A 20,998-nucleotide genomic window follows, 5' to 3' on the forward strand; every position below is an offset into this window, starting at 1 on the left:
GAGGCGGACGGCATGACCGCACAGGTTCCGGACTCCCCGCGCCCGCCGACCGCGCTGATCCGGGTCTGGGCCCGCAGCCACTTCCTCCTCGCTCCCGCGCCGTCGCGGCGCTGGCCGATCGCGCTGCAGGCGGCCATGTCGATGCTCATCCCGGTCGGGCTGTTCACGCTGCTCGGGCAGCCAGGGGCGGGCATGATGGCGGCCAGCGGCGCCTTCACCGCGATCTACCTCGTCGGCACCGCGCCGCGCGTGCGGATCCGGCTGCTGCCTGTCGTGGGGCTGGCGATCTTCGTCTGCGCGGCGATCGGCACCGTGCTCGCTCCGTTCCCCCTCGCCGCCGCGATCGGGCTCGTCGTGCTGTCGATCATCGCCGCCGGCCTGCACTACGGCTTCCGGCTGGGGCCGCCGGGACCCGTGTTCTTCGTGCTCGTCTACGGGTTGGCGACCCACCTCACGGCCGTGTCCGGCGGGCATCGGCTCGTCGAGCCGCTCCGCTACCTCGGGGCGCTCGCCGTGGGCATCGTCATCGCCTACGCGATCGCCGTGGCGGCGCTCCTGATCGGGCGAGCTCGCGGCGCAGCGCCGGCTCCGGCGCGCACGCAGATCGCGCGCCGGCCGCAGCTGGACCGGGACGGGCGAGCACTGCTGGCGCGCGTGGCCCTGGTCGCCGTCGTCGGGACCCTGCTCAGCATGCTGTTCGTCGATCCGCAGCGGGCCTACTGGACGGTGTGCGCGGCCATCGCCGTGATCGGCGTCAACGTGGGCCGGCGGGTGGCGTTCATCCGCGGCAGCCAGCGCTTCTTCGGCACCCTGGTCGGCGCGGGCGCGTTCGCGCTGCTCGGATCCGTGCCGATCCCGTCCTTCGTGCTGCCGTTCCTGCTGGCGGGGCTGCAGTTCGCGGTCGAGATCTTCGTGGTCCGCAACTACGCGCTGGCGCTCGTTTTCATCACGCCGCTCGTGCTCTTCATCATCTCCTCGGCGGCCGGCGTGAGCGGAGGACTGCCCTGGGCCCTCATCCTGGAGCGTGTCGTCGACACGCTCATCGGGGCGGTGCTGGGCGCGGCCACGGGCATCGTGCATCCGCGCTCGATCGCGCACGCGCGGCGCTGAGCGGCCGGGACGACACGCCATCGGGCCGCGCTTGACGTCGCGCAGCCCCGCGGGGTACCCCGGAATCATGACCTCGAACGATGACCGCGCAGCCGCCTTCCTCGCCCTGCACCGCAGCGGCGGCTTCGTGCTGCCGAACGCCTGGGATCCGGGATCCGCGCGCATCCTCGCCCAGCTCGGCTTCCCCGCGATCGCCACGACCAGCGCCGGCATCGCGTGGTCGCTCGGGGTGCCCGACGGGGGCGCCCTCGACCTCGACACGATGCTCGAGAAGGTCGCCGCGATCGTCGCGGCCGTCGACGTGCCGGTGACCGCCGACCTCGAGAACGGGTACGGAGACGACCCGCAGGACGTGGCGCGCACCGTGCTGCGCGCTGTCGACGTCGGGGCGGTCGGCGGCAACCTCGAGGACACCGCCGGCGGCGCCCTGTTCGGTGTCGACGAGGCGGCCGAGCGGATCGCCGCGGCCCGGGACGCGGCGCCCCGGGGGACATTCGTGCTCAACGCCCGCACGGACGCGTACTTCGTGCCCGGCGCTGCGGATCCGTTCGCCGACACGGTCGCCCGGGCGCAGCGCTACGTCGAGGCCGGCGCCGACTGCGTGTTCGTGCCGGGGGTGGGCGACGAGGAGACGGTCCGTCGCCTCGCCGCGGAGATCCCGGCCCCGCTGAACATCGTCGCCGGACTCGCCGCGCACGTCATCCCGGTGCCGGAGCTCTTCGCGCTGGGGGTGAGGCGGGTGAGCCTGGGCGGCAGCCTCGCCCGTGCGGCCCTCACCGCGCTCGAGCGTGCCGGGCGAGAACTGCTCGACACCGGCACGCTCGGATTCCTCGACGGCGCGCTGCCGTACGCCGAGGTGCAGCGACGCTTCGCCGGCTGAAGGGCGGACCGCCGCCGTCCGGTCAGCGGCCGATGCTGGACATGTCGGCGTAACGGTCGCCTGCCGCGGACGGGAGCGCATCGAGGGCCGCGAGGTGCTCCGCCGTGAGCAGGAGCGCGTCCGCCGCGACGTTCTCCTCGAGACGGGAGACGCGCTTCGTGCCGGGGATCGGCGCGATGTCGTCCCCTTGCGCGAGCACCCACGCCAGGGCGACCTGTGCCGGCGTGGCATCGAGGTCGGCGGCGACCGCCTCGACGGCATCCACGATCCGCAGGTTGGCATCGAGGTTCTCTCCGACGAAGCGCGGATTGCTGCGGCGGAAATCGCCGGCATCGAGAGCGTCTGCCGAGCGGATCGCGCCGGTGAGGAAGCCGCGGCCGAGCGGCGAGTACGGGAACAGGCCGATGCCGAGCTCGCGCAGCACCGGCAGCAGCTGCTCGGCGGGCTCCCGCGTCCACAGCGAGTACTCGGTCTCCAGCGCCGTCACCGGATGCACGGCATGCGCGCGGCGGAGCGTCTGCTCCCCGGCCTCGGAGAGCCCGTAGTGCCGGATCTTCCCCTCGGCGATGAGCTCGGCGAGGGCGCCCACAGTCTCTTCGATCGGCGTCTGCGGATCCATGCGGTGCTGGTAGTAGAGGTCGATCCGATCGGTGCCGAGGCGCCGCAGCGACCCCTCGACCGAGCGCCGCACGTTCTCCGGGCTGCCGTCGAGTCGCCGGCCGCCGTCGTCTCCCGGCAGGATGCCGAACTTCGTGGCGATCACGACGCTGTCGCGACGCCCGGCCAGGGCCCGTCCGACCAGCTCCTCGTTCGTATGCGGACCGTACATCTCCGCGGTGTCGAGCATGGTGACGCCGAGATCGAGCGCCCGGTGGATCGTGCGGATGGACTCGGCCTCGTCCGTGTTGGCGCCGGAGTAGAAGGCCGACATGCCCATGCAGCCGAGGCCGAGCCGTCCGACGGAGAGGGTGCCGAGAGTCGCGTGCTTCATGAGTGCCTTTCGGAGTGGAGGTGAGACGGGCCGCGCCCCACGCTACGACTTCGAGCGCGCTCTAAGTCAAGCGATCACCGCTCAGCTCGCCGCGAGCACCGACAGCACATTGCCTGCGGGGTCCGTGAACCAGGCGATGTCCGGCCCGCGACCGGGGCCGCCGTGCGCGATGCCCTTCTCATCGGTGCCGAAGTCCGGATCCGTGTAGATCTTCGTGACGACGCCGCGGGCGTTGAGGTCGTCGACCGCCGCCTCGACGTCGTCGACGGGGAAGTTCAGGATCGTGAAGCTCGCGGGCGTGTGGTTCGGCTTGGCGTACACGAGGATGGATCCGCCCTGCGGCAGCTCGATGTCGAGGAAGCCCATCGCGTTCGTCGACACGTTCATGCCCAGTGTCTCGCCGTAGAAGGTCCGAGCCGCATCGATGTCGTCGACGCTGAAGCCGCTGAAGGCGTGGGTGGTCTGGAATCCGGTCATGGCTCCAGCATGCGCCCCGGCAGGGATCGCGTCCAGGGCGGCGCTCAGCCCGCAGCGGCCTCCGTCTCCAGGGCTCGGCGGTAGGCGAAGTCGGCGTTCGCGAACACGACGTACAGCAGCAGCCCCGGCGCGAGAGCGCCGAGCACCGGCTGGACGAGGACGGCTGCCGCCGCGGTCCCGAGCAGCGCAAGCGCGAACACGCTGAAGTACCAGCGCCGCACCGCGAGGTAGACGGCCGCCTTCACGATCGCCCGCGCCGACGCCTGCGGGTATAGCACCAGCCCCGCGACGGCGGTGGTGCAGGTGGCGACCGCCCACGCGGCCGCGAGGCCGAGCGTCGGAGCGGCGAGCGCGGCCCACGGCGTGCCGGTGAGGATCGCGGCGTCGTACAGCACGAACCCGACCACGAGCGCGGTGGCGAGGCCGATCAGCGCGGCGGCCGCACCGCGTCGCCGATAGCCGTGCCAGAACGCGGCGAACGGCCGCGGCGGCTCGTCGCCGCGCAGACGCCGGAACACCTCGAACGCCCCCGCGAGCGACGGCGCGAGGGTGAGCGAGGCGAGCAGGGCGGTCGGCCACGCCTGCAACGCGTCGCGGGCGACGAACAGCAGCACGGCCAGCGGGAGGTTCGCGATCACGAGCAGCAGATCCGTCATCAGGATCGCGTACGCGTACCCGAACATCGACTCCATGGTCTCCTGCGGCAGCCGCAGGAACCCGCGCCGCGGCCTCGCGGTCCGGCCGCGCTCCACCGGCACGGCGCTCATCCCTTCATCCCGCTCGTGGCGATCCCGGCGATGAAGTAGCGCTGTCCGGCGAGGAAGATGACGAGGATCGGGACGATGCTGATCACCGACCCGGTCATGATCATCGCGTACTGCGCGGAGTACTGGCCGATGAACGACTGCAGTCCGATCTGCACGGTCCACAGCTGATTGCTCGACAGGTAGATGAACGGACCCATGTAGTCGTTCCACGTGTTCACGAACGTGAGCAGTGCGAGCGAGGCGAGCGCGGGCTTCGACAGCGGCAGCACGATGCGGGCCCAGATGCCGTAGTCGGTGAGTCCGTCGATGCGCGCGGCCTCGGTCAGCTCGTCCGGGATCGACATGTAGTACTGCCGCATCAGGAAGACGCCGAAAGCCCCGAACGCCTGCAGCAGGATCAGCGCCAGGAACGTGTTCGTGAGCCCCGCCTTCTGCATCATCACGTACTGCGGGATCATATAGGCCTGCCACGGCACCGCGATCGTGGCGATGTAGGCGAGGAACAGCGCGTCGCGGCCGGGGAAGCGCACCTTCGAGAAGCCGTACGCGGCGAAGCTGCCGGTGAGCACCTGCAGGGTCGTGATCACGATCGACAGGAACGCGGAGTTCGCGAGGTAGCCGGCCATCGGGATCTCGGTCCAGATCTTCGCGTAGTTGGTCCACACGAACGTCTTCGGGATCCACTGGATCGGCACGGTCAGCACGTCGACATCGTTCTTCAGCGAGGACGACAGCATCCAGAAGAACGGCAGCAGCACGATCCCGAGCAGCGCGACGAGGAGCACGTACATCGCGGCCTGGCCGATCCGGGTGCGCATGCGAGCGCGGCTGCGGCGACGGGGCGGCCGCGGGACGGCCCGGTCGGCGCCGGTGACCTCGCGCACGAGGTCGGTGGTGAGAGCACTCATCAGCGTTCCCTCCTCTGCTGGATCCGGAACTGGAAGACGGTGACGACGAGGACGATCACGAACAGCACGAGCGAGATCGCGGAGGCGTAGCCGAACTGGCCGTTGATGATGCCGTCCTGGTAGATGAGCTGGGAGAGCACGAGCGTCGCCCGGCCCGGCCCGCCCTGAGTCATCACGAAGATCAGGTCGAACACCTTGAAGCTCGACACGCTCAGCAGCACGAGCACCAGGAACGTCGTGGGGCGCAGCGACGGGAGTGTGATGCTCCAGAACTTGCGCCAGCCGCCGGCGCCGTCCACCGACGCCGCCTCGTAGTACTCGTTCGGGATGGCCTGGAGTCCTGCCAGGAACAGCACCATGTAGTACCCCATGTCGCGCCAGACGCCGGTGATGATCACCGCGGGCAGCGCCCAGCCCGTGCTCGCCGTCCAGCCCGGCGGATGGGCGATGCCGAGCAGCTGCAGGAACTGGTTGATCGGTCCGCTCGTGGGGTTGAACAGCATGTTCCAGACGATCGCGATCGCCACGAGCGAGGTGATGTAGGGGAAGAAGATCGCCACCCGGAAGAAGGCGATGCCGCGCAGCTTCTGGTTCAGCAGCAGGGCGAGTCCGAGCGCGAACGCCAGGGTCAGCGGCACGTGCCCGACGGCGTAGAGCACGGTGTTCAGCAGCGCGATGCGGAAGTTGTCGTCGCCGAACAGGCGGGTGAAGTTGCGGATCCCGACGAACTGGGGGTCGTTGAAGCCGTCCCACTTCATGAAGGCCAGCCCGAACGCCGCGATCACGGGGACCAGGGTGAACAGGGCGAAGCCGAGGAAGTTCGGCAGGATGAAGCTCCAGCCGACGAGGATGCTGCGCAGGCGCATCCGGCGCCCGGCCGCGGCGCGCGACGGCGTCCTCACGGCGGGTGGTCGGTCTGCGGTCGTGGTCATGGTGTGGGTGCTCCGGGTCGGGTGGATCTGGCGGGGGCGGCGGGGTCCTTCGTCTCGCTGCGCTCGCTCAGGAACCGGTGGATGGGCCGGTCCCTGAGCGAGGAGCGCAGCGACGAGACGAAGGGCGCTCAACGACCTCGGAAGGCTACTGCTGCAGGACCTCGTTCTTCACGCGGTCCGCCATCTCGGCGAGGCCGTCGTCGACGGACTTGCTGCCCGTCATGATGAGCTCGTGCTCCTGCTTGAGCACGCCGCCGATCGCTGCGGCATCCGGTCCGGTGGGGCCGTCGGCGCGGATCGTGTCCGGCGCGAAGGCCTTCTTCGACAGCGCGTCCTGCGGCATGCCCTCCAGCGCGAAGTAGGCCTTCGTGATGTCGTCGCTGTGGTAGGCCGGGACGATGCCCGCGCCGGCCACGGCCTTAGCGCCCTCGGGGCCGGCGGCGAACTCGAGGAACTTCTTCGCGGCGGCGGTGTTCTTCGCGTTCTTGTTGATCGCGAAGCCGGTCGGTCCGCCCATCGTGGTGATCTTGCCGCCGGCCTTGCGCTGCGGCACCGGGGCGATGCCCCAGTTCACGCTCGTCGTGCCCGCCTTCTTGTCGGCCAGCAGCGGCGCGATCAGCCAGGTGCCCATCGGCACCATTGCGGCCTTGCCGGTCTCGAACATGTTGGCGTATCCGGTCTTCGTGCTGTTCGCGGTGGCCCAGTCCATGATGGATCCGGCCTTCTGCATCTCCAGCGTCACGTCGTACTGGTCGGACATCCAGGAGTAGTCCGCCTTGTCGTACGGCTTGTCCTGCTGCGCCGCGGCGTAGCCCTGCACCATCGAGTTCCAGGTGTGGATGTAGGCGCCGTAGGTCTTGGAGGCGCCGTCACCGGTGGTGAGCTTCTTCGCGGTCGCGGCGAATTCGTCCCAGGTGAGGTTCTCCGGATCCTCGACGCCCGCCGCCTTGAAGAGGTCCTTGTTGTAGTACAGGACGTGGAAGTCCTGCCGGTAGGGCGCGGCGTAGTAGGCGCCCTTGTACTTGTACTGCTCGGTGGCGGGGATCTTGTCCTTCGGCAGGGCCGCGATGACGTCGTCCACCTTCTGGAACTGCTGCTTCTGCATGTAGCCGCCGAAGTCGGTGAGGTTCTTCACCGTGATGATGTCGGTGCTGTCGCCTCCCGCCAGCATCGTGGTGATCTTGTCCTCGTAGTTCACGGACGGGATGTCCACCGGCTGGATCGTGATGTTCGGGTTGGCCTTCTGGAAGGCGGTGATCAGCGCGTTGAACTCGGGGGTCTTCTGCAGGTCCCACAGCGCGATGGACACGGTCGCGGGCGCGCTGTCGCCCGTGCTCGTGGCGGTGGACGCGGGCGCGGCCGTACCGGCGCAGCCGGCGAGCATCAGGGCTGCGGCGGCCACGGTGCCGACGGCGATGAGCCTTCTCTTCATGCGGGGTTCTCCTTCGAACGGATGAGGTGATGCGGATCGGGTGGTGCGGATGGGGATCGGTCAGGCGCTCAGCTGCAGGGCGTCGAGGGTGACCTCTTCCCACAGCGGCTCGCCGGCGGCGTAGCGCTCGAGCTCGTCGAGCGCCGCGTCGGTCATGCGGAACAGTTCGGATCCCAGGGATCCGGCCAGGTGCGGCGTGATCATGACGTTCGGCAGCAGGTACAGCGGAGAGTCCTCCGGCAGCGGCTCGGGATCGGTCACGTCGAGGATCGCGTTCAGCCGGCCGCTCCCGCACTCGCGCTCGAGGGCGGCGGTGTCGATGAGGCTGCCCCGGGCGGTGTTGATCACCGTCGCGTGGTCGGGCAGGGCGGCGAGCTGCTCCGCGCCGATCATGTGCCGGGTGGAGGGCAGCTCCGGCGCGTGCACGGAGAGCACGTCGACGCGCGGCAGCAGCGCCTCGAGCGAGGTGCGCACACCGCCGGCCGCGGCGATCTCGGCCGGATCCGCGTACGGGTCCGCGACGAGCACGGTCACGTCGTCGAGCTGCTGGAGCACGCTCACGACGCGGCGGCCGACCCGGCTGAAGCCGACGACGCCGATCGTGCGCCCGAAGTTGCTGAGCTCGCCGAAGCGCTCCGCCTGCAGACCGTTCAGCCTGCGCGAGGCCGGGTCGGCGGCGATGAAGGGCGCCTTCTTCCCGGCGAAGATCACGGCGGAGAGCGTGAACTCCGCGACCGGCGCGGCGTTCACGTCGGCGACCGAGGCGGCGCGGATCCCGCGCGCCCAGAACTCGTCGCTCACCTGAGGCCGGATCGATCCGGCGCAGTGCAGCATCGCGCGCAGCTTCGGCAGGCGGGCCAGCCGCTGCGCGTCCAGGCGGGGCGCGCCCCAGCCGGTGAGCAGCACCTCGACCTCGGCCAGCCGGGCGGCGAGCGCGGGGTCGTCGAGATCGTCGGTGAAGACCGGATCCGGCACCGTCGCGAGACGGCGGAGCCGGGCGATCCGGGCGTCGTCGAACTGCCGCTCGAACACCTCTCGCGACATCACGACAAGAGCGTTGGGGGTGGTGGATGCGGTCATTCCCGGCGGTTCCCATCCTTCGTCTGAACCCGACGAAGCAGGGCATTGCATCGTCGCTGGACTCAGTAGATACTCGGACTCGTTCGAGACGAAATCAAACGTTCACAGTCGAACAGATACCAGCACAAACGAAGGTTGAGTCATGACGCGGAACCTCGAGGCGGACGCCCTCTCCCGGGTGAGCGCGCACGCGACGCCGCCGGCCGGGACGGTCGTGCAGCCCGCGGAATTCCGCGGCCCGCTGTTCACGGCGTGGGGGGAGGCCATGCGCGAGGGCGCCCTGCGCGCGGCCCTCGGCGACGTCCCGCCGGAGCGCCTCCGGCAGCGGTCGGGGATCCCGCCGATCACGCGCCGCGACGTGTGGACCCAGACGGATCCGATCACGCTCGAACGGATCCGCAGCGCCGCGCAGGCCGACCTCGGCCGGCCCTGGCCCGATGCGCTGGGCTCGCTCTTCGCCCGCTATGTGCGCGACGGCGACCGCGCGACCTACGAGGGAGCCGTGTCGGAGCGCCAGCTGCGGCTCACCCGCGCCGTGATCGCGGCGGCGGCGACCGAGGAGCAGCGCTGGATCGACGAGGCGGCCGACGGCGTCGTGGTGCTGTGCGAGCAGAGCACCTGGTCGCTGCCCGCCCACGACGACGCGCACGCCCGGCGCGGGTTCGTGCTGCCGGACGTCACGGCGCCCTACCTCGACCTCGTCGCCGGCGAGATCGTGGCGCAGCTCGCCGTCGCCGACCGCATCCTGGGGCCGCGGTGGGACGCGAGCTGGCCGGGCCTTCGCGAGCGCATCCGGCACGAGGCCGAGGTGCGCGTGTTCACCCCGTTCGAGACCCGCGACGACCTGTGGTGGCTCGGATACTGGCGCGAGGTGAACAACTGGAACCCGTGGATCCTCGGCAACGTGCTGCTCGCCGCGGTGCTGCTGCTCGACGACGCGGAACGCATCGCGCGTCTGCTCGCGCGGGCGCTGGACAGCCTCGACCGCTACGTCGCCGAACTGCCCGCCGACGGCGCGATCGACGAGGGGGTCGCCTACTGGTGGAACGGCGCGGGACGGATGCTCGAGCTGCTCGATCTCGTGACGTCCCTCACCGACGGGGGCCTCGATGCGCGCACCGTCCCCGTCGTGGCCGAGACGCTGCGCTTCCCGATGCGCATGCACCTGGGCGGTCAGTGGTACGTGAACGTGGCCGACGGCTGGGCCCGCTCGCGCGGGCACGAGCCTTGGCAGCTGCCGTTCCGCTGGGGCGGGCTCATCGGCGACGCGCGGGTCACCGCCTGGGCGCGCGCCGCACGCCGGCGAGGGGAGCCTGTGGCGGACGCGTCCGGCGGCCTGCCCCGCCTCGTCTGCGCACTCGTCGACGGCGCCTGGCGCGACGCCGCGCCCGCGGCAGCACCGCTTCCGGAGGCGGTGTGGCTGGGATCGGTGCAGCTGCTCGTGCGCCGGGGAGCGGCGGGCTCCGCGGAGGGGCTCGCGCTCGCCGCGAAGGGCGGCACGAACGACGAGAACCACAACCACAAGGACCTCGGATCCTTCATCGTCGCGGCCGGCGGGCGGCCGCTGCTCGTCGACGTCGGCAAGCCGACCTACACCGCGCAGACGTTCAGCGCCGAGCGGTACGGGATCCGCGCGATGCAGAGCGGCTGGCACAACGCGCCTGCTCCGCTCGGCCTCGAGCAGGGCGAGGGGCCCGCCTTCTCCGCGCAGGTGATCGCCGCGCCGCGGGGCGAGCCCGGGGTGGATCCCGCGGCCGATGCAGGTTCGGCGGCCGGGGCCGATCCGTCGCTCGAGCTGGAGCTGTCGGGCGCGTACCCGCTCCCGGACGGCGATTCCTGGCGCCGCACCTTCCGGGTCGGCCGCGCCGACGGAACGGCCCCTGCGGGGGAGCCCATCCGCCGGATCGAGGTGGCCGACGTGTGGCGGTTGCACGAGGCGGGCGCGAACCGGGTGCACCTCATCGCGGCGGGGGACGTCGTGCGCACGGACGGCGGCATCGAGGTCGCCGCCGACGGGCACCGGATCCGGATCACCGCGGTCCGCGACGACGCGCCCGTGGAGCCCGCGCTGGAGGTGTGGGAGCTCGACGACCCGGAGCTCGTCGGGATCTGGGGGCCGCGCCTCACCCGTCTCGTATACGCCGTCCCCGGGCGCACCGGCATACTCCGCACCGTGATCGAGGAGGTCTCATGAGCGCGAAGGATCCGCTGTTCGCCCTGCAGCGCCGGGAGCGGATCATGGACGAGATCCGCGAGCGCGGGTCGGTGAGCGTCTCCACGATCGCGGCGCATCTGGGCGTGAGCGAGCTGACGATCCGGCGCGACATCAACACGCTCGCCCAGCAGGGGCTCGTCACGCGCGTGCACGGCGGTGCGACGCTGCGCAGCGCGATCGAACCGGGACTGAGCCCCGCCCTCGCCGGCCAGGACCCCGGGGTCACCCGCTACACGATCGGCATGGTCGTGCCCTCGCTCGACTACTACTGGCCGCCGATCGTGCACGGGGCCAGGGCGCAGGCCGCCCAGCTGCGCGCCCGGCTGCTGCTGCGCGCGTCCACCTATGAGCTGCGCGACAACCGTCGCCAGGTCGAGGCGCTGCTGAACACGCCGGGGCTGCACGGGCTCATCGTCGCCCCCGACACGGCCGGCGAAGCGGGCGTGCAGATGCTCGAGTGGCTCGACTCCCTCCCGGTGCCGGTGGTGCTCGCCGAGCGTCGCGTGCGCGCGGCGGCGGCCGCGCCGCATCTGGAGTCGGTCGTCTCCGACCATGCGGCGGGCGCCGCCCTCGCCGTGCGGCACCTGCACGAGGCGGGCCACGAGCGGATCGGCCTCATCCTGGAGAGCGAGATGCCGACGGGGCGGCACGTGCGCCGCGGCTGGCGCGACACGCTGCGTGCGCTCGGACTGCCGTTCGACGTGGCCGCGCTGAGCGGCGTGCGCTTCGACGCTCCGGGGCGCGAGCGGGAGATGGACGAGGCGCTGCGGCAGATCCGCGAGACCGGCACCACGGCCGTGATCGTGCTGCCGGATCCGCAGGCGATCGCCCTGGAGCAGCATGCCCTGGATCGCGGCATCAGGGTGCCTCACGACCTCGCGATCGTCGCCTATGACGACGACGTCGCCCGCTTCGGCGATCCCGCCATCACCGCCGTCCGTCCGCCCAAGCAGCACGTCGGCCGGGAAGCGGTCAACCTGCTCGTCGCCCGGCTCGAGTCGGGCAGCGGGCGACCCGCGTTCCGCGTGAAGCTCAGCCCCGAGCTGCACGTGCGCGAGTCGTCACTGCGCCCCGTCATCGACGTCGACTCCGCCGCCCCGCACTCCGCCGAACCCGCTGCCGAACCCGTCCTGGAGGACACCCCGTGACCGTCTTCGACCCCGCACGCCTGGCCCTGCCTCCCGAGGACCGCACGCTCTCGCCGCACACCGGCTGGACGCGCGCGCACTGGGAGGCCATCGCCGACCACCTGCTGCTGTCGCTGCGGCCCTACTTCACGCCGACCCGGAGCCAGGTGCGCCTGCCCGGGCAGACGAGCAGCAGCGGCGCCGACAGCGACGGCCTCGAGGGGTTCGCGCGCTCGTTCCTGCTGTTCGCGTTCCGCCTCGCCGGGGAGGGCGGAGCGGATCCGCGCGGCTTCCTGGACTGGTACCGTGACGGGCTCATCGCCGGGACGGATCCGGACAACCCGGAGCGCTGGATCCGGCCCGCCGAGCAGGCGCAGGCCGAGGTCGAGGCGGCGTCCATCGCGCTCGGGCTGCAGCTCACCCGGCCGTGGCTGTGGGACGCGCTCGACGTGGACGCGCGGCAGCGCATCGTGGCATGGCTCGCCCTGAGCCCCGTGGGCTGGTACCCGGACAACAACTGGCTGTGGTTCCGGATCACCGTGGAGACGTTCCTCGCCTCCGTCGGCGGCCCGCACGATCCCGCCCGCATCGCCGCCGACCTCGCCCGCATCGAGGACTACTACCGCACCGACGGCTGGTGGGCCGACGGACCGATGCGCAACTACGATCACTACTGCGGCTGGGCGATGCACCTGTACCCGCTGCTGTGGGCCGGATCCGCAGGCTCGGAGGGGTTCGGATCCGCCTCACTCGCCCCGGTGTTCCGGGGGCGGCTGGCCGACTTCCTCGACGACTGCGCGTGCCTGATCGGCGCGGACGGCATGCCCCTGCTGCAAGGGCGCAGCCTGATCTACCGGTTCGCCACGGCGGCGCCGCTGTGGATGGGGGCGGTCACCGGCGCCACCCGGCTGCCGCTGGGGACGCTGCGCCGTGCCGCCTCCGCAGAGCTGCGCGCCTTCGTGGAGCGCGGGGCGATCGACCAGCGGGGCCTGCTGACGATGGGTCTGTTCGGCGAGTGGCCGGCCATGGCGCAGACGTACTCGGGAGCCGGCTCGCCGTACTGGGGATCGAAGGGCTTCCTCGGGCTGCTGCTGCCCGCCGACCATCCGGTGTGGACCGCGGTGGAGGAGCCCCTGCCGATCGAGCGCGGCGACGTGCGCCGCGCAATCCGCGCCGCCGGCTGGCTCGTCAGCGGCACCAGCGCCGACGGCATCGTGCGGGTGATCAACCACGGCACCGACCACGCGCTCGAGGGCGACCGCACCGGGGATTCGCCGCTGTACGCCCGGCTCGGCTACTCCAGCGCGACGCTGCCGCCGCTGGTCGGAGCCACCATCGACGACCCCGTCGACAGCATGGTGGGCGCGCTCGACGCGGCAGGGCGGTCGACGCACCGCACCGGGTTCGCGCGCGGTGCGATCGGCGACGACGGCGTGGCCGCCTACGCGGTCTCGGTGGCCGACGCCCACTGGGTGGACTCGAGCGCCGACGGCCCGACGTACGACCACGGATCCGGCCGGTCCGGCGTCGTGACGAACGGGCCGCTGCTCGCGACGGCCAGCGTCGTGCGGGGCTCGTGGGAGGTGCGCGCGACCCGGCGCCTGCCCCGCGACGGCGTCTCCGCGGAGCCGCTCCCGGTGCGGGTGAGCGGGTGGCCGCTGAGCGGGGCGGCCGCGGGCGAGGCGGACGTCCAGGGGGACGCGGTCGTCGTGGCGCTCGACGGGGTGCAGTCCGAGCTGCGGGTGCTGCCGGGGATCGGGGGCGGCGCCGTCACCGCCTCGGTGCGCACCGAGACGGGCACGTCGCCGATCGGGGAGGTCACGGCGATCCCTCGGCTGGAGTTCACCGCGGTCGCCGAGGGCGACGTGGCCGTCGCCGCGGTGCGCCTCGGGCGGGGCGCCGAGGAGGCACCGAGCGCGGCCGTCGTGTCGGCGGCCGACGGCGGTGCGACCGTGTGCGTCACCTGGCCCGACGGCGCGGTCTCGGCCGTGCCGCTGCCGGACTGAACTCAGGAGCGCTGCGCGTTGCCTCGCTGTGGCGGGCAGCGCGCGACCGACTCTGCCCGTCAGGCCGCGGCGGTGAGGCGGATGGCGTTGGCCCAGGGGTCCTCGAACGCCAGCGTCTGCCCGTCGTCGCGCACGGGGACGCCGAAGTGCGTCATGCGCTCGGCGACGGATCCGAGGTCGTCCGCCGTGGGCAGCACGATGTCGACGCGGCCGAGGCCGAGCGCCGGGGTGCGCGGGCCGGCGCCGGCGCTGCCCCAGGTGTTCATCGCCATGTGGTGGTGATAACCGCCCGCGCTCACGAACAGGGCGGATCCGCCCAGCTCCGCGGTGGTCTCGAAGCCCAGGCGGCGCACGTAGAACTCGCGCGCCGAGGCAACGTCGCCGACGGACAGGTGCACGTGCCCGACCACGGCTCCGCCGATCACCGGATCCTCGGTGCCCGCCTCGGTGAGGTGCTGCCCGAGGAACGCGTTCGGATCCAGGTACAGGGTGTCCATCTCGACGCGGCCATGCGCCCAGCTCCACTGGGTGCGGTCGCGGTCCCAGTACAGCTCGACGCCGTTGCCCTCCGGGTCGGTGAAGTAGAAGGCCTGGCTCACCAGGTGGTCGGCGCTGCCGGTGAACGTGCCGGGAGCGCGGCGCGCGACCGAGTACAGGGCCGCGGCGAGGGCCGCCTGGGTCTCGAACAGGATGGCGGTGTGGAACAGCCCGGCCGACCGCGGCGCCGCGCGACGCAGGTCGGGGCTGTGCTGCAGGATCACGACCGGGGTGGTGCCGCGGCCGAGGACCACGCGGTCGCCGTCGGCCGACAGGACCCGCAGCGTCACCGCGTCGCGGTAGTACGCGGTCATGGCGTCGAGATCGGCGACGAGCAGCGTCACCGCGCCCATGGCGGTGTCGGCCGCGAGGAGGTCAGCGGAGGGGATCGTCACGATGTATGCAACGGAATGGACCGTGCAGGCATTCCCCGCCGCCCGCGTCAGGACCGCAGCGCCGCCTCCCAGCGCGCGCCCGCGTGCAGCAGGCGCGGCAGCCCCGCCACGAGGCCGCGCCGGGGCAGCGCGCTCATCAGCGCGCTCTCGGCGGGCAGCCGGCGCTGATCCCCGTGGGCCAGGCGCTGCAGCGCGTGCAGCAGGGCGAGCGGGTGCGACTCGAGTGCGCTGTGCCCGTTGTCGATCTCGACCAGCACCGTGTCGGGCGCCGTCGCGGCCACGCGCTGTGCGACGGCGGCGGGGGTGCGCAGGTCGCGTGTGCCGGTGAGCAGCACCGTCGGCCAGTCGAAGCCCGCGGCCGCGGCCGACAGGTCGAAGGACTCCCCGGCGAACCGAGGGAAGCGGTCGGCCACGCGGGCGTAGGTGAGAGAGGGGTCGAGGGCGGAGCCGTCCGGGTCCGGCCCGAAGCCGAGCTCCCGGAAGGCGATCGCGCCGACGAGGTCGAACTCGTAGAACCCGGGCACGTGCGCCTCCGACTCCGCCTTGTCGACGTAGGCCTCCAGCGCGGTCCAGACGGAGCCGCGCGACGCGCTGCGGCGGCCGCCGCGGTCGCTGCGGGCCCGTCGGTGCGACCCGTGCAGCCGCTGGCGCAGCAGCGGATCGAGCAACTCCTCGCCGCCGAGCTCATAGGCGGCGCGCAGCACGCCCAGCAGGATCCGCGGATCCGATCCCTCCTCGAGCAGCTCCCGCACCGCCGCCGCGATCCGGGTGTCCGCTTCGACGAACAGCTCCCGGATCATCGCGCGCTCGGCGTCGCGATCTGCGGCCGACTGCAGCGCGGAGTCGAGCAGCATCCCGGCGACGCGCTCCGGGTGACGGGCGCCGAAGGCGGCGGCGACGTAGCTGCCGTACGAGGAGCCGCTGATCCAGGCGCGGTCCACGCCCTCCTGGTCCAGCACCGCGGCCAGGTCGTCCACCACGTCGACCATGCGCATCGCCGACAGCGGCAGGCTCTGCCCGTCCAGGGCCGCACGGGACAGGCCCACGCCGCGGTGCTCGATCATGATGACGTCGAGCCCGCGCGCCGTCGCCTCGCGCCGGAACCGCCGATAGGGGAGGACAGATCCCAGCCCGGGCCCGCCCGGGATCACCACGATCGGGATGTCCGCGCGTGGTCCGCTGCGCACGTAGGCGAGGTCGAATGCCGGCGCGGTGGCGGTGGCCGGCCGGCGCACCCTCCGGACGCCTTTCACCGGAGCCGCGATCATCCGCAGCACGGCGCTCGGTGCGCGGTGCGCGGGAGTGCCGCTCGCTCTGGTCATGGCTCGATTATGCGCGCCGCCGCGTAGGCGGGCGCTGGCCCTGGGCTATCAGCCGGATGAAGAAGCGGATCCGGCGCCGCCGGCGCGAGCGCCGTGCCGGGTGCTCAGTCCTCTGACGTCGCCATCGCCTCGACGGCGTGGTCGGCCTCGGCCACGATCGCGGCCATCGCGGTGGCGGCCGCCTCGGGGTCGCGCGCCGTGATCGCCGCGGCCACGTCCTGGTGCAGCCGGAGCGCGGTCTCGTCCGCGCGCTTCGGCATGAGCGCGTGCGCGGTCCGGGCGTGCAGGAGGGCGGCGACCACGTCGGCGAGGGCCGCGAGGTACGGATTGCAGGAGCCGCGCAGCACGGCGGCGTGGAAGTCCACGTCGTGCTGCAGGTAGACGGGCTCGTCCGCGCGGTCGCTGTGCTCCACCATGCCCAGCACGGCCTTCACGAGGGTCGCGCGCTGCTCCGCGCCGGCCTGCGTGGCGGCGAGCCGCGCGGCGAGCGGCTCGATCGCCGAGCGCAGCTGGCTCAGCTCATGCAGGGTGCGCAGCCGATCGGATCCGTCGAGCCGCCAGCGCAGCACCTCGGGGGCGTACGCGCTCCAGCGGTCCACCGGCAGGACCTCGACCCCGGCGCGGCGGCGCACCTCGACCATGCCCATGGTCTCGAGCACGCGCACCACCTCGCGCATGGCGGAGCGGGAGGCGCCGAGCTCGGCGGCGACATCGGCGGTCAGCACGCGCGCGCCGGGAGCCAGTTCGCCCTCGACGATGCGCATACCGATCGTGTCGAGCAGCCGTCGGTGCTGCGCGGAGGCGGCGTCGCGGGGTCCCTCGCTCATGGAGCCATTATGGCGATTGCCCGGCAAGTACCACGCATGGTCCAGAGAAGAAGGGCGTATTGCAGCAAGCCTCTTGATTAAGTCCTACTTATGACGTACGCTGAAGCGAAATCTCTCCGCCAGACCAAGGAAGCTCATGGCCATGTCGAACCTGCTCGCGCCCGTTCCAGGAATGCTCGTCTCCGCCGCCGATCCGGTGCCGCCCACGACGACCGCCCCCGAATGGGTGCTCATCCTCGCCGCCCTCGTCGGCATCGCGACCATCGTGGTGCTCATCACCTGGGTGAAGCTGCATCCGTTCCTCTCGCTCGTGATCGGCGCGATCGTCACCGGCCTCGTCGCCGGGATGTCCGCCACGCAGTCGGTCACGAGCTTCTCCACCGGCTTCGGCAACACCGCCGGCGGCGTCGGCGTGCTGATCGCCCTCGGTGCGATCTACGGCAAGCTGCTCGCCGACTCCGGCGGCGCAGACCGCATCGTGGACACCCTGGTCTCCAAGGCCAGCGCCGCCGCGCTGCCGTGGGTGATGGGCCTCGTCGGCGCCCTCATCGGCCTGCCGATGTTCTTCGAGGTCGGCCTGGTGCTGCTCGTGCCCGTGATCATCCTCGTGGCGCGCCGCTCCGGGGTGTCGCTCATCAAGATCGCCATCCCGACCCTCGCCGGACTCTCCGCCATGCACGGCCTCGTGCCGCCGCACCCCGGCCCGCTCGCGGCGATCGGCCTGATCGGCGCCAACCTCGGCCTCACCCTGGCGTTCGGCGTGCTCATCGCGATCCCCACCGTCATCGTCGCCGGCCCGCTGTTCGGCCGCCTCGCCGCCCGCTGGGTGGACGTGCCCGTGCCCGCTCTGTTCCAGACCGCCGAGGACACCGCTCAGCCCGGTGAGACCGCGGCGATCCAGGCCCGCAAGCGCCCCGGCTTCGGCGCGACGCTGTTCAGCATCCTGCTGCCGGTGTTCCTGATGCTGCTCGCGGCGATCGTCGACATCGCCGCGCCGAACGACACCTCGGTCCTCAAGGGCGTCATCGACTTCCTCGGCAAGCCGATGATCGCGCTGCTCATCGCCGTGCTCGTGGGCATGGTCGTTCTGGGCCGCGGCGGCGCCATGAGCGCCAAGCAGGTCGGTGCGTCGGTCTCGTCGTCGCTGCCCGCGATCGCCGGGATCCTGCTCATCGTGGGCGCCGGCGGCGGTTTCAAGCAGGTGCTCGTCGACTCCACGATCGGCACGGTCATCGCCCACGCGATCTCCGGCATCGGGGGAGCGCTCCCCGTGGTGCTGTTCTTCGCCTGGCTCGTCGCGGTGCTGATCCGCGTCGCGACCGGATCCGCCACCGTCGCCACCATCACGGCCGCCGGCATCCTGCAGCCGCTCGTGCACGACCTCGGCCTCTCGTCGGCGGGCTCCGCACTGCTGGTGCTCGCGATCGGCGCCGGATCCGTCTTCCTCTCGCACGTCAACGACGCCGGGTTCTGGCTCATCAAGGAGTACTTCGGCCTGAGCATCCCGCAGACCCTGAAGTCGTGGTCCGTCATGGAGTGCGTCATCTCCGTGGTCGGCCTCGCCGGCGCGATGATCCTCGGCGTCTTCGTGGGCTGACCGGGGAGGATCGGATCATGACGAACACGGCAGCGCCCCGGATCCTCGTGGTGATGGGGGTCTCCGGATCCGGCAAGAGCACGCTCGCGGGTCTGCTCGCCGGCCGCCTGGGCTGGCCGCTGCAGGAGGGGGACGACCTTCATCCGGCGGAGAACGTCGCCAAGATGGAGGCGGGCATCCCGCTCACCGACGAGGACCGCTGGCCGTGGCTGCGCCTGATCCGCGACTGGATCGCGGACCGGATCGCCGCGGGGGAGTCGGCCATCGTCACCTGCTCCGCGCTGCGCCGCAGCTATCGCGAGATCCTGGCGCTGCCGGGCGTGGAGTTCGTGCATCTGGCGGGCACGCGTCACGATCTCGCGGAGCGTCTGGGGCGCCGGCTCGGGCATTTCATGCCGGCCTCGCTGCTGGACTCGCAGCTGGAGACGCTCGAGCCGCTCGGCTCTGACGAGCCCGGGTTCGTCGTGGATTCCGCACTGCCCGTGCAGGAGGCCGTGCAGCAGGTGCTGGACTGGCTCGACGCGCACGGGACCCCCACCACCCACTGAGCATCGGCAGCGGGGCGTCGCGCACGAGCGGCGCCCCGCTGGCGTATATGGACCCGGTGCGACAAGTTGCGGCGTCCGCCGACGGTGCCACAATGTCCCCATGGGGAACGCGTCGAGCGTCGAACTCGAATCGGCGAGGGTCGTGCGGCTGCTGCGCGACTCGATCCTGTCGGGTCAGCGGCGCTCCGGCGACCGACTGATCGAGCGCGACATCGCCGATGAGCTGGCCGTGAGCCGGCTGCCCGTGCGCGAGGCCATCCGCCAGCTGCTCAGCGAAGGGCTGCTCACCGCGCGTCCGAGATCGTGGGCCGTCGTGCGGCAGTTCACCGAGGCCGACGTGCGCGACATCGCCCAGGTCCGTGACGTGCTCGAGGTCCTCGTGTTCGAGCTGGCGGCGCTGCGGCACGACTCCGAAGGGCTCGCGAAGGTCGAGGCGGCGCTGAATCGCGAGTTCGCGGCGGCCGGCGTGGGCGACGCCGCGGCGGCGCACATGGCAGCCGCGGAGTTCCACCTGCTGATGGCGGAGCTCGCCGAGAACGCGACGGTCAACGAGATCCTCGGCATGATGCGCGGGCGGCTCCTGCTGCTGTTCCGCGAGCACGACGACCTCGTCGGCATGGCCGAGGACCACGCCCGCATCTTCGAGTCCTTCGCCGCGCGCGACACGGCCACGCTGCGCCTGCGGGTGCAGCGCCACCTGCGCGGCGGCACGGAGAACGCGCTGCGCAAGCTCGCTGAGTACAACGCCGAGACGGCGGCGATCCGCGAACGGGCGGCCGCCGCGCGCGGGCGCTCGCAGGCGGCCGCGCGCACGTCCGAAGCCGAGAACGCGCCGATCTCCGAGGACCGGGAGGCCTCCGCGTCCCGGAGGGTCCCCGTCGCGGGGGAGTGAGCGCGTCCCCTCAGCGCGGCGCCATTGGCGTGGTGGTGTCGATCGCCTCGCGCAGCGGCCGCCGCATCGGGCCCCAGTAGCGCACGGGGGCGAGGCGCACCAGGGTATCGACCAGGCGCGCCTCCCGCCCGATCAGGGTGCGCGGGCGGCGCCGCAGGGTCGCGCGCACGATGCGCTCCGCCGCGTCGGCCGGCTCCATGTGATACATCGCGGCCTGGGCGGCGGCGGCGCGTCCGGCGACGCCGGGATCGATGGCCGCCGCGTAGCGTCCGTGCAGGATGATGCCCGTGCGGACGCCGGCGGGGTACACGGTGCCCACGCTCACCGTGGACCCCTCGAGCTCGTGCATGAGCGCTTCGGAGAACGCCCGCACCGCGAACTTCGACATCGCGTAGGGGATGCGGCCGCCCGGGGAGGCGAGCGCGTAGATGCTGGCGATATGGGTGATGTGCGCTGCGGGCGAGCGTCGCAGCGCCGGCAGCAGGGCCTTGGTGATCGATACCGTGCCCCACAGGTTGACGTCCATGAGCCAGCGCATCTCCTCGAGGGTGAGCTGGTCGAGGGATCCGAGCATCGAGGATCCCGCGCACGTGACGAGCGTCTGCAGCTCGGGGTGCGCCGACGCGATCTCCTCGCCGACGGCGGCCACCGCGTCGTCGTCGCGCAGATCGACGACGTGCACGGTGGCATCGGCTCCGGCGGCATGCAGTTCGTCGGCGAGCTGGTTCAGCCCTGCACGATCGCGGTCCACGAGCGCGAGGCGGGCGCCACGGCGGGCCAGGGCGCGCGTGACGCCGGCACCGATGCCGTTGGCGGCGCCGGTGACGGCACTGCTGCGCCCTGCTGCGTCGAGAACGGGCAACGCTCCTCCTAGGGCTGCGCCCTCGCACGCGACATCGCGGGCGTCGGGTGGGCCCAGCGCTGGTCTCATCCTGCCCCATCGCCCTGCTCTTGC

19 protein-coding genes are annotated in these 20,998 nt (G+C 72.1%); 8 read left to right on the top strand and 11 right to left on the bottom strand.

Features of this window, described 5'->3' with window-relative positions; all coding sequences use genetic code 11:
- Positions 1–12: 12 nt before the first annotated feature.
- On the top strand, positions 13–1,110 hold the full coding sequence (locus ACYQ1L_RS02750; RefSeq protein WP_460002734.1) for an FUSC family protein: 1,098 nt from the start codon (positions 13–15) through the stop codon (positions 1,108–1,110).
- Between the two features lie 67 nt (positions 1,111–1,177).
- Positions 1,178–1,990, top strand: coding sequence for an isocitrate lyase/PEP mutase family protein (locus ACYQ1L_RS02755; RefSeq protein ID WP_460002735.1), 813 nt, complete (start codon positions 1,178–1,180; stop codon positions 1,988–1,990).
- 22 nt (positions 1,991–2,012) lie between these two features.
- On the opposite strand, the gene ACYQ1L_RS02760 is transcribed toward ACYQ1L_RS02755, so the two are convergent.
- The 7 genes from ACYQ1L_RS02760 to ACYQ1L_RS02790 all read right to left on the bottom strand — a co-directional run bounded on the left by ACYQ1L_RS02760 (position 2,013) and on the right by ACYQ1L_RS02790 (position 8,577).
- Positions 2,013–2,981: an aldo/keto reductase gene (locus ACYQ1L_RS02760; protein WP_460002736.1), complete on the bottom strand. Its 969-nt coding sequence runs from the start codon at positions 2,979–2,981 to the stop codon at positions 2,013–2,015.
- Positions 2,982–3,062: 81 nt separating this feature from the next.
- On the bottom strand, positions 3,063–3,458 hold the full coding sequence (locus ACYQ1L_RS02765) for a VOC family protein (RefSeq protein WP_460002737.1): 396 nt from the start codon (positions 3,456–3,458) through the stop codon (positions 3,063–3,065).
- Positions 3,459–3,502: 44 nt separating this feature from the next.
- Entirely contained in the window at positions 3,503–4,225 is a 723-nt protein-coding gene (locus tag ACYQ1L_RS02770; protein ID WP_460002738.1) for a DUF624 domain-containing protein, read from the bottom strand.
- Positions 4,222–5,133: a carbohydrate ABC transporter permease gene (locus tag ACYQ1L_RS02775; protein WP_460002739.1), complete on the bottom strand. Its 912-nt coding sequence runs from the start codon at positions 5,131–5,133 to the stop codon at positions 4,222–4,224. Before ACYQ1L_RS02775 ends, ACYQ1L_RS02770 begins: the two co-directional genes overlap by 4 nt.
- Positions 5,133–6,065 carry a carbohydrate ABC transporter permease gene (locus tag ACYQ1L_RS02780; RefSeq protein WP_460002740.1) on the bottom strand — a complete coding sequence of 311 codons (933 nt, stop codon included), beginning with the start codon at positions 6,063–6,065 and terminating at the stop codon, positions 5,133–5,135. Before ACYQ1L_RS02780 ends, ACYQ1L_RS02775 begins: the two co-directional genes overlap by 1 nt.
- A 145-nt stretch (positions 6,066–6,210) precedes the next feature.
- The gene (locus ACYQ1L_RS02785; protein WP_460002741.1) at positions 6,211–7,497 is read right to left on the bottom strand and encodes an ABC transporter substrate-binding protein; all 1,287 of its coding nucleotides are present in this window, start codon (positions 7,495–7,497) and stop codon (positions 6,211–6,213) included.
- Positions 7,498–7,557: 60 nt separating this feature from the next.
- Positions 7,558–8,577, bottom strand: a complete 1,020-nt coding sequence (locus ACYQ1L_RS02790; protein ID WP_460002742.1) for a hydroxyacid dehydrogenase — start codon at positions 8,575–8,577, stop codon at positions 7,558–7,560.
- Between the two features lie 142 nt (positions 8,578–8,719).
- Between ACYQ1L_RS02790 and ACYQ1L_RS02795 the strand changes: the two genes are divergently transcribed.
- Genes ACYQ1L_RS02795 through ACYQ1L_RS02805 form a run of 3 tightly spaced genes read left to right on the top strand, consistent with a single transcriptional unit; the run spans position 8,720 to position 13,925 of the window.
- Positions 8,720–10,771, top strand: a complete 2,052-nt coding sequence (locus ACYQ1L_RS02795) for a heparinase II/III domain-containing protein (RefSeq protein ID WP_460002743.1) — start codon at positions 8,720–8,722, stop codon at positions 10,769–10,771.
- Positions 10,768–11,940: a LacI family DNA-binding transcriptional regulator gene (locus ACYQ1L_RS02800; RefSeq protein WP_460002744.1), complete on the top strand. Its 1,173-nt coding sequence runs from the start codon at positions 10,768–10,770 to the stop codon at positions 11,938–11,940. The genes ACYQ1L_RS02795 and ACYQ1L_RS02800 overlap by 4 nt, the downstream gene beginning before the upstream one ends.
- Entirely contained in the window at positions 11,937–13,925 is a 1,989-nt protein-coding gene (locus ACYQ1L_RS02805) for a DUF2264 domain-containing protein (protein ID WP_460002745.1), read from the top strand. The genes ACYQ1L_RS02800 and ACYQ1L_RS02805 overlap by 4 nt, the downstream gene beginning before the upstream one ends.
- Positions 13,926–13,984: 59 nt before the next feature.
- On the opposite strand, the gene ACYQ1L_RS02810 is transcribed toward ACYQ1L_RS02805, so the two are convergent.
- From ACYQ1L_RS02810 to ACYQ1L_RS02820, 3 genes are all read right to left on the bottom strand, one after another.
- Entirely contained in the window at positions 13,985–14,815 is an 831-nt protein-coding gene (locus ACYQ1L_RS02810) for a VOC family protein (protein WP_460005748.1), read from the bottom strand.
- An 89-nt stretch (positions 14,816–14,904) separates the two neighbouring features.
- Positions 14,905–16,179, bottom strand: coding sequence for an alpha/beta fold hydrolase (locus tag ACYQ1L_RS02815; protein WP_460002746.1), 1,275 nt, complete (start codon positions 16,177–16,179; stop codon positions 14,905–14,907).
- Positions 16,180–16,283: 104 nt separating this feature from the next.
- Positions 16,284–17,006, bottom strand: coding sequence for a FadR/GntR family transcriptional regulator (locus tag ACYQ1L_RS02820; protein WP_460002747.1), 723 nt, complete (start codon positions 17,004–17,006; stop codon positions 16,284–16,286).
- A 136-nt stretch (positions 17,007–17,142) separates the two neighbouring features.
- Between ACYQ1L_RS02820 and ACYQ1L_RS02825 the strand changes: the two genes are divergently transcribed.
- From ACYQ1L_RS02825 to ACYQ1L_RS02835, 3 genes are all read left to right on the top strand, one after another.
- A complete protein-coding gene (locus ACYQ1L_RS02825; RefSeq protein WP_460002748.1) occupies positions 17,143–18,603 on the top strand; it encodes a GntP family permease in 1,461 nt (486 codons plus the stop codon).
- Between the two features lie 17 nt (positions 18,604–18,620).
- On the top strand, positions 18,621–19,151 hold the full coding sequence (locus ACYQ1L_RS02830; RefSeq protein ID WP_460002749.1) for a gluconokinase: 531 nt from the start codon (positions 18,621–18,623) through the stop codon (positions 19,149–19,151).
- Positions 19,152–19,251: 100 nt separating this feature from the next.
- The gene (locus tag ACYQ1L_RS02835; protein WP_460002750.1) at positions 19,252–20,043 is read left to right on the top strand and encodes a GntR family transcriptional regulator; all 792 of its coding nucleotides are present in this window, start codon (positions 19,252–19,254) and stop codon (positions 20,041–20,043) included.
- A gap of 10 nt (positions 20,044–20,053) precedes the next feature.
- Here the strand turns inward: ACYQ1L_RS02835 and ACYQ1L_RS02840 are convergent, their stop codons facing one another.
- Positions 20,054–20,905: an SDR family NAD(P)-dependent oxidoreductase gene (locus ACYQ1L_RS02840; RefSeq protein WP_460002751.1), complete on the bottom strand. Its 852-nt coding sequence runs from the start codon at positions 20,903–20,905 to the stop codon at positions 20,054–20,056.
- Between the last annotated feature and the right edge of the window lie 93 nt (positions 20,906–20,998).

The sequence above is a fragment of the Microbacterium xylanilyticum genome (genome assembly GCF_054654695.1).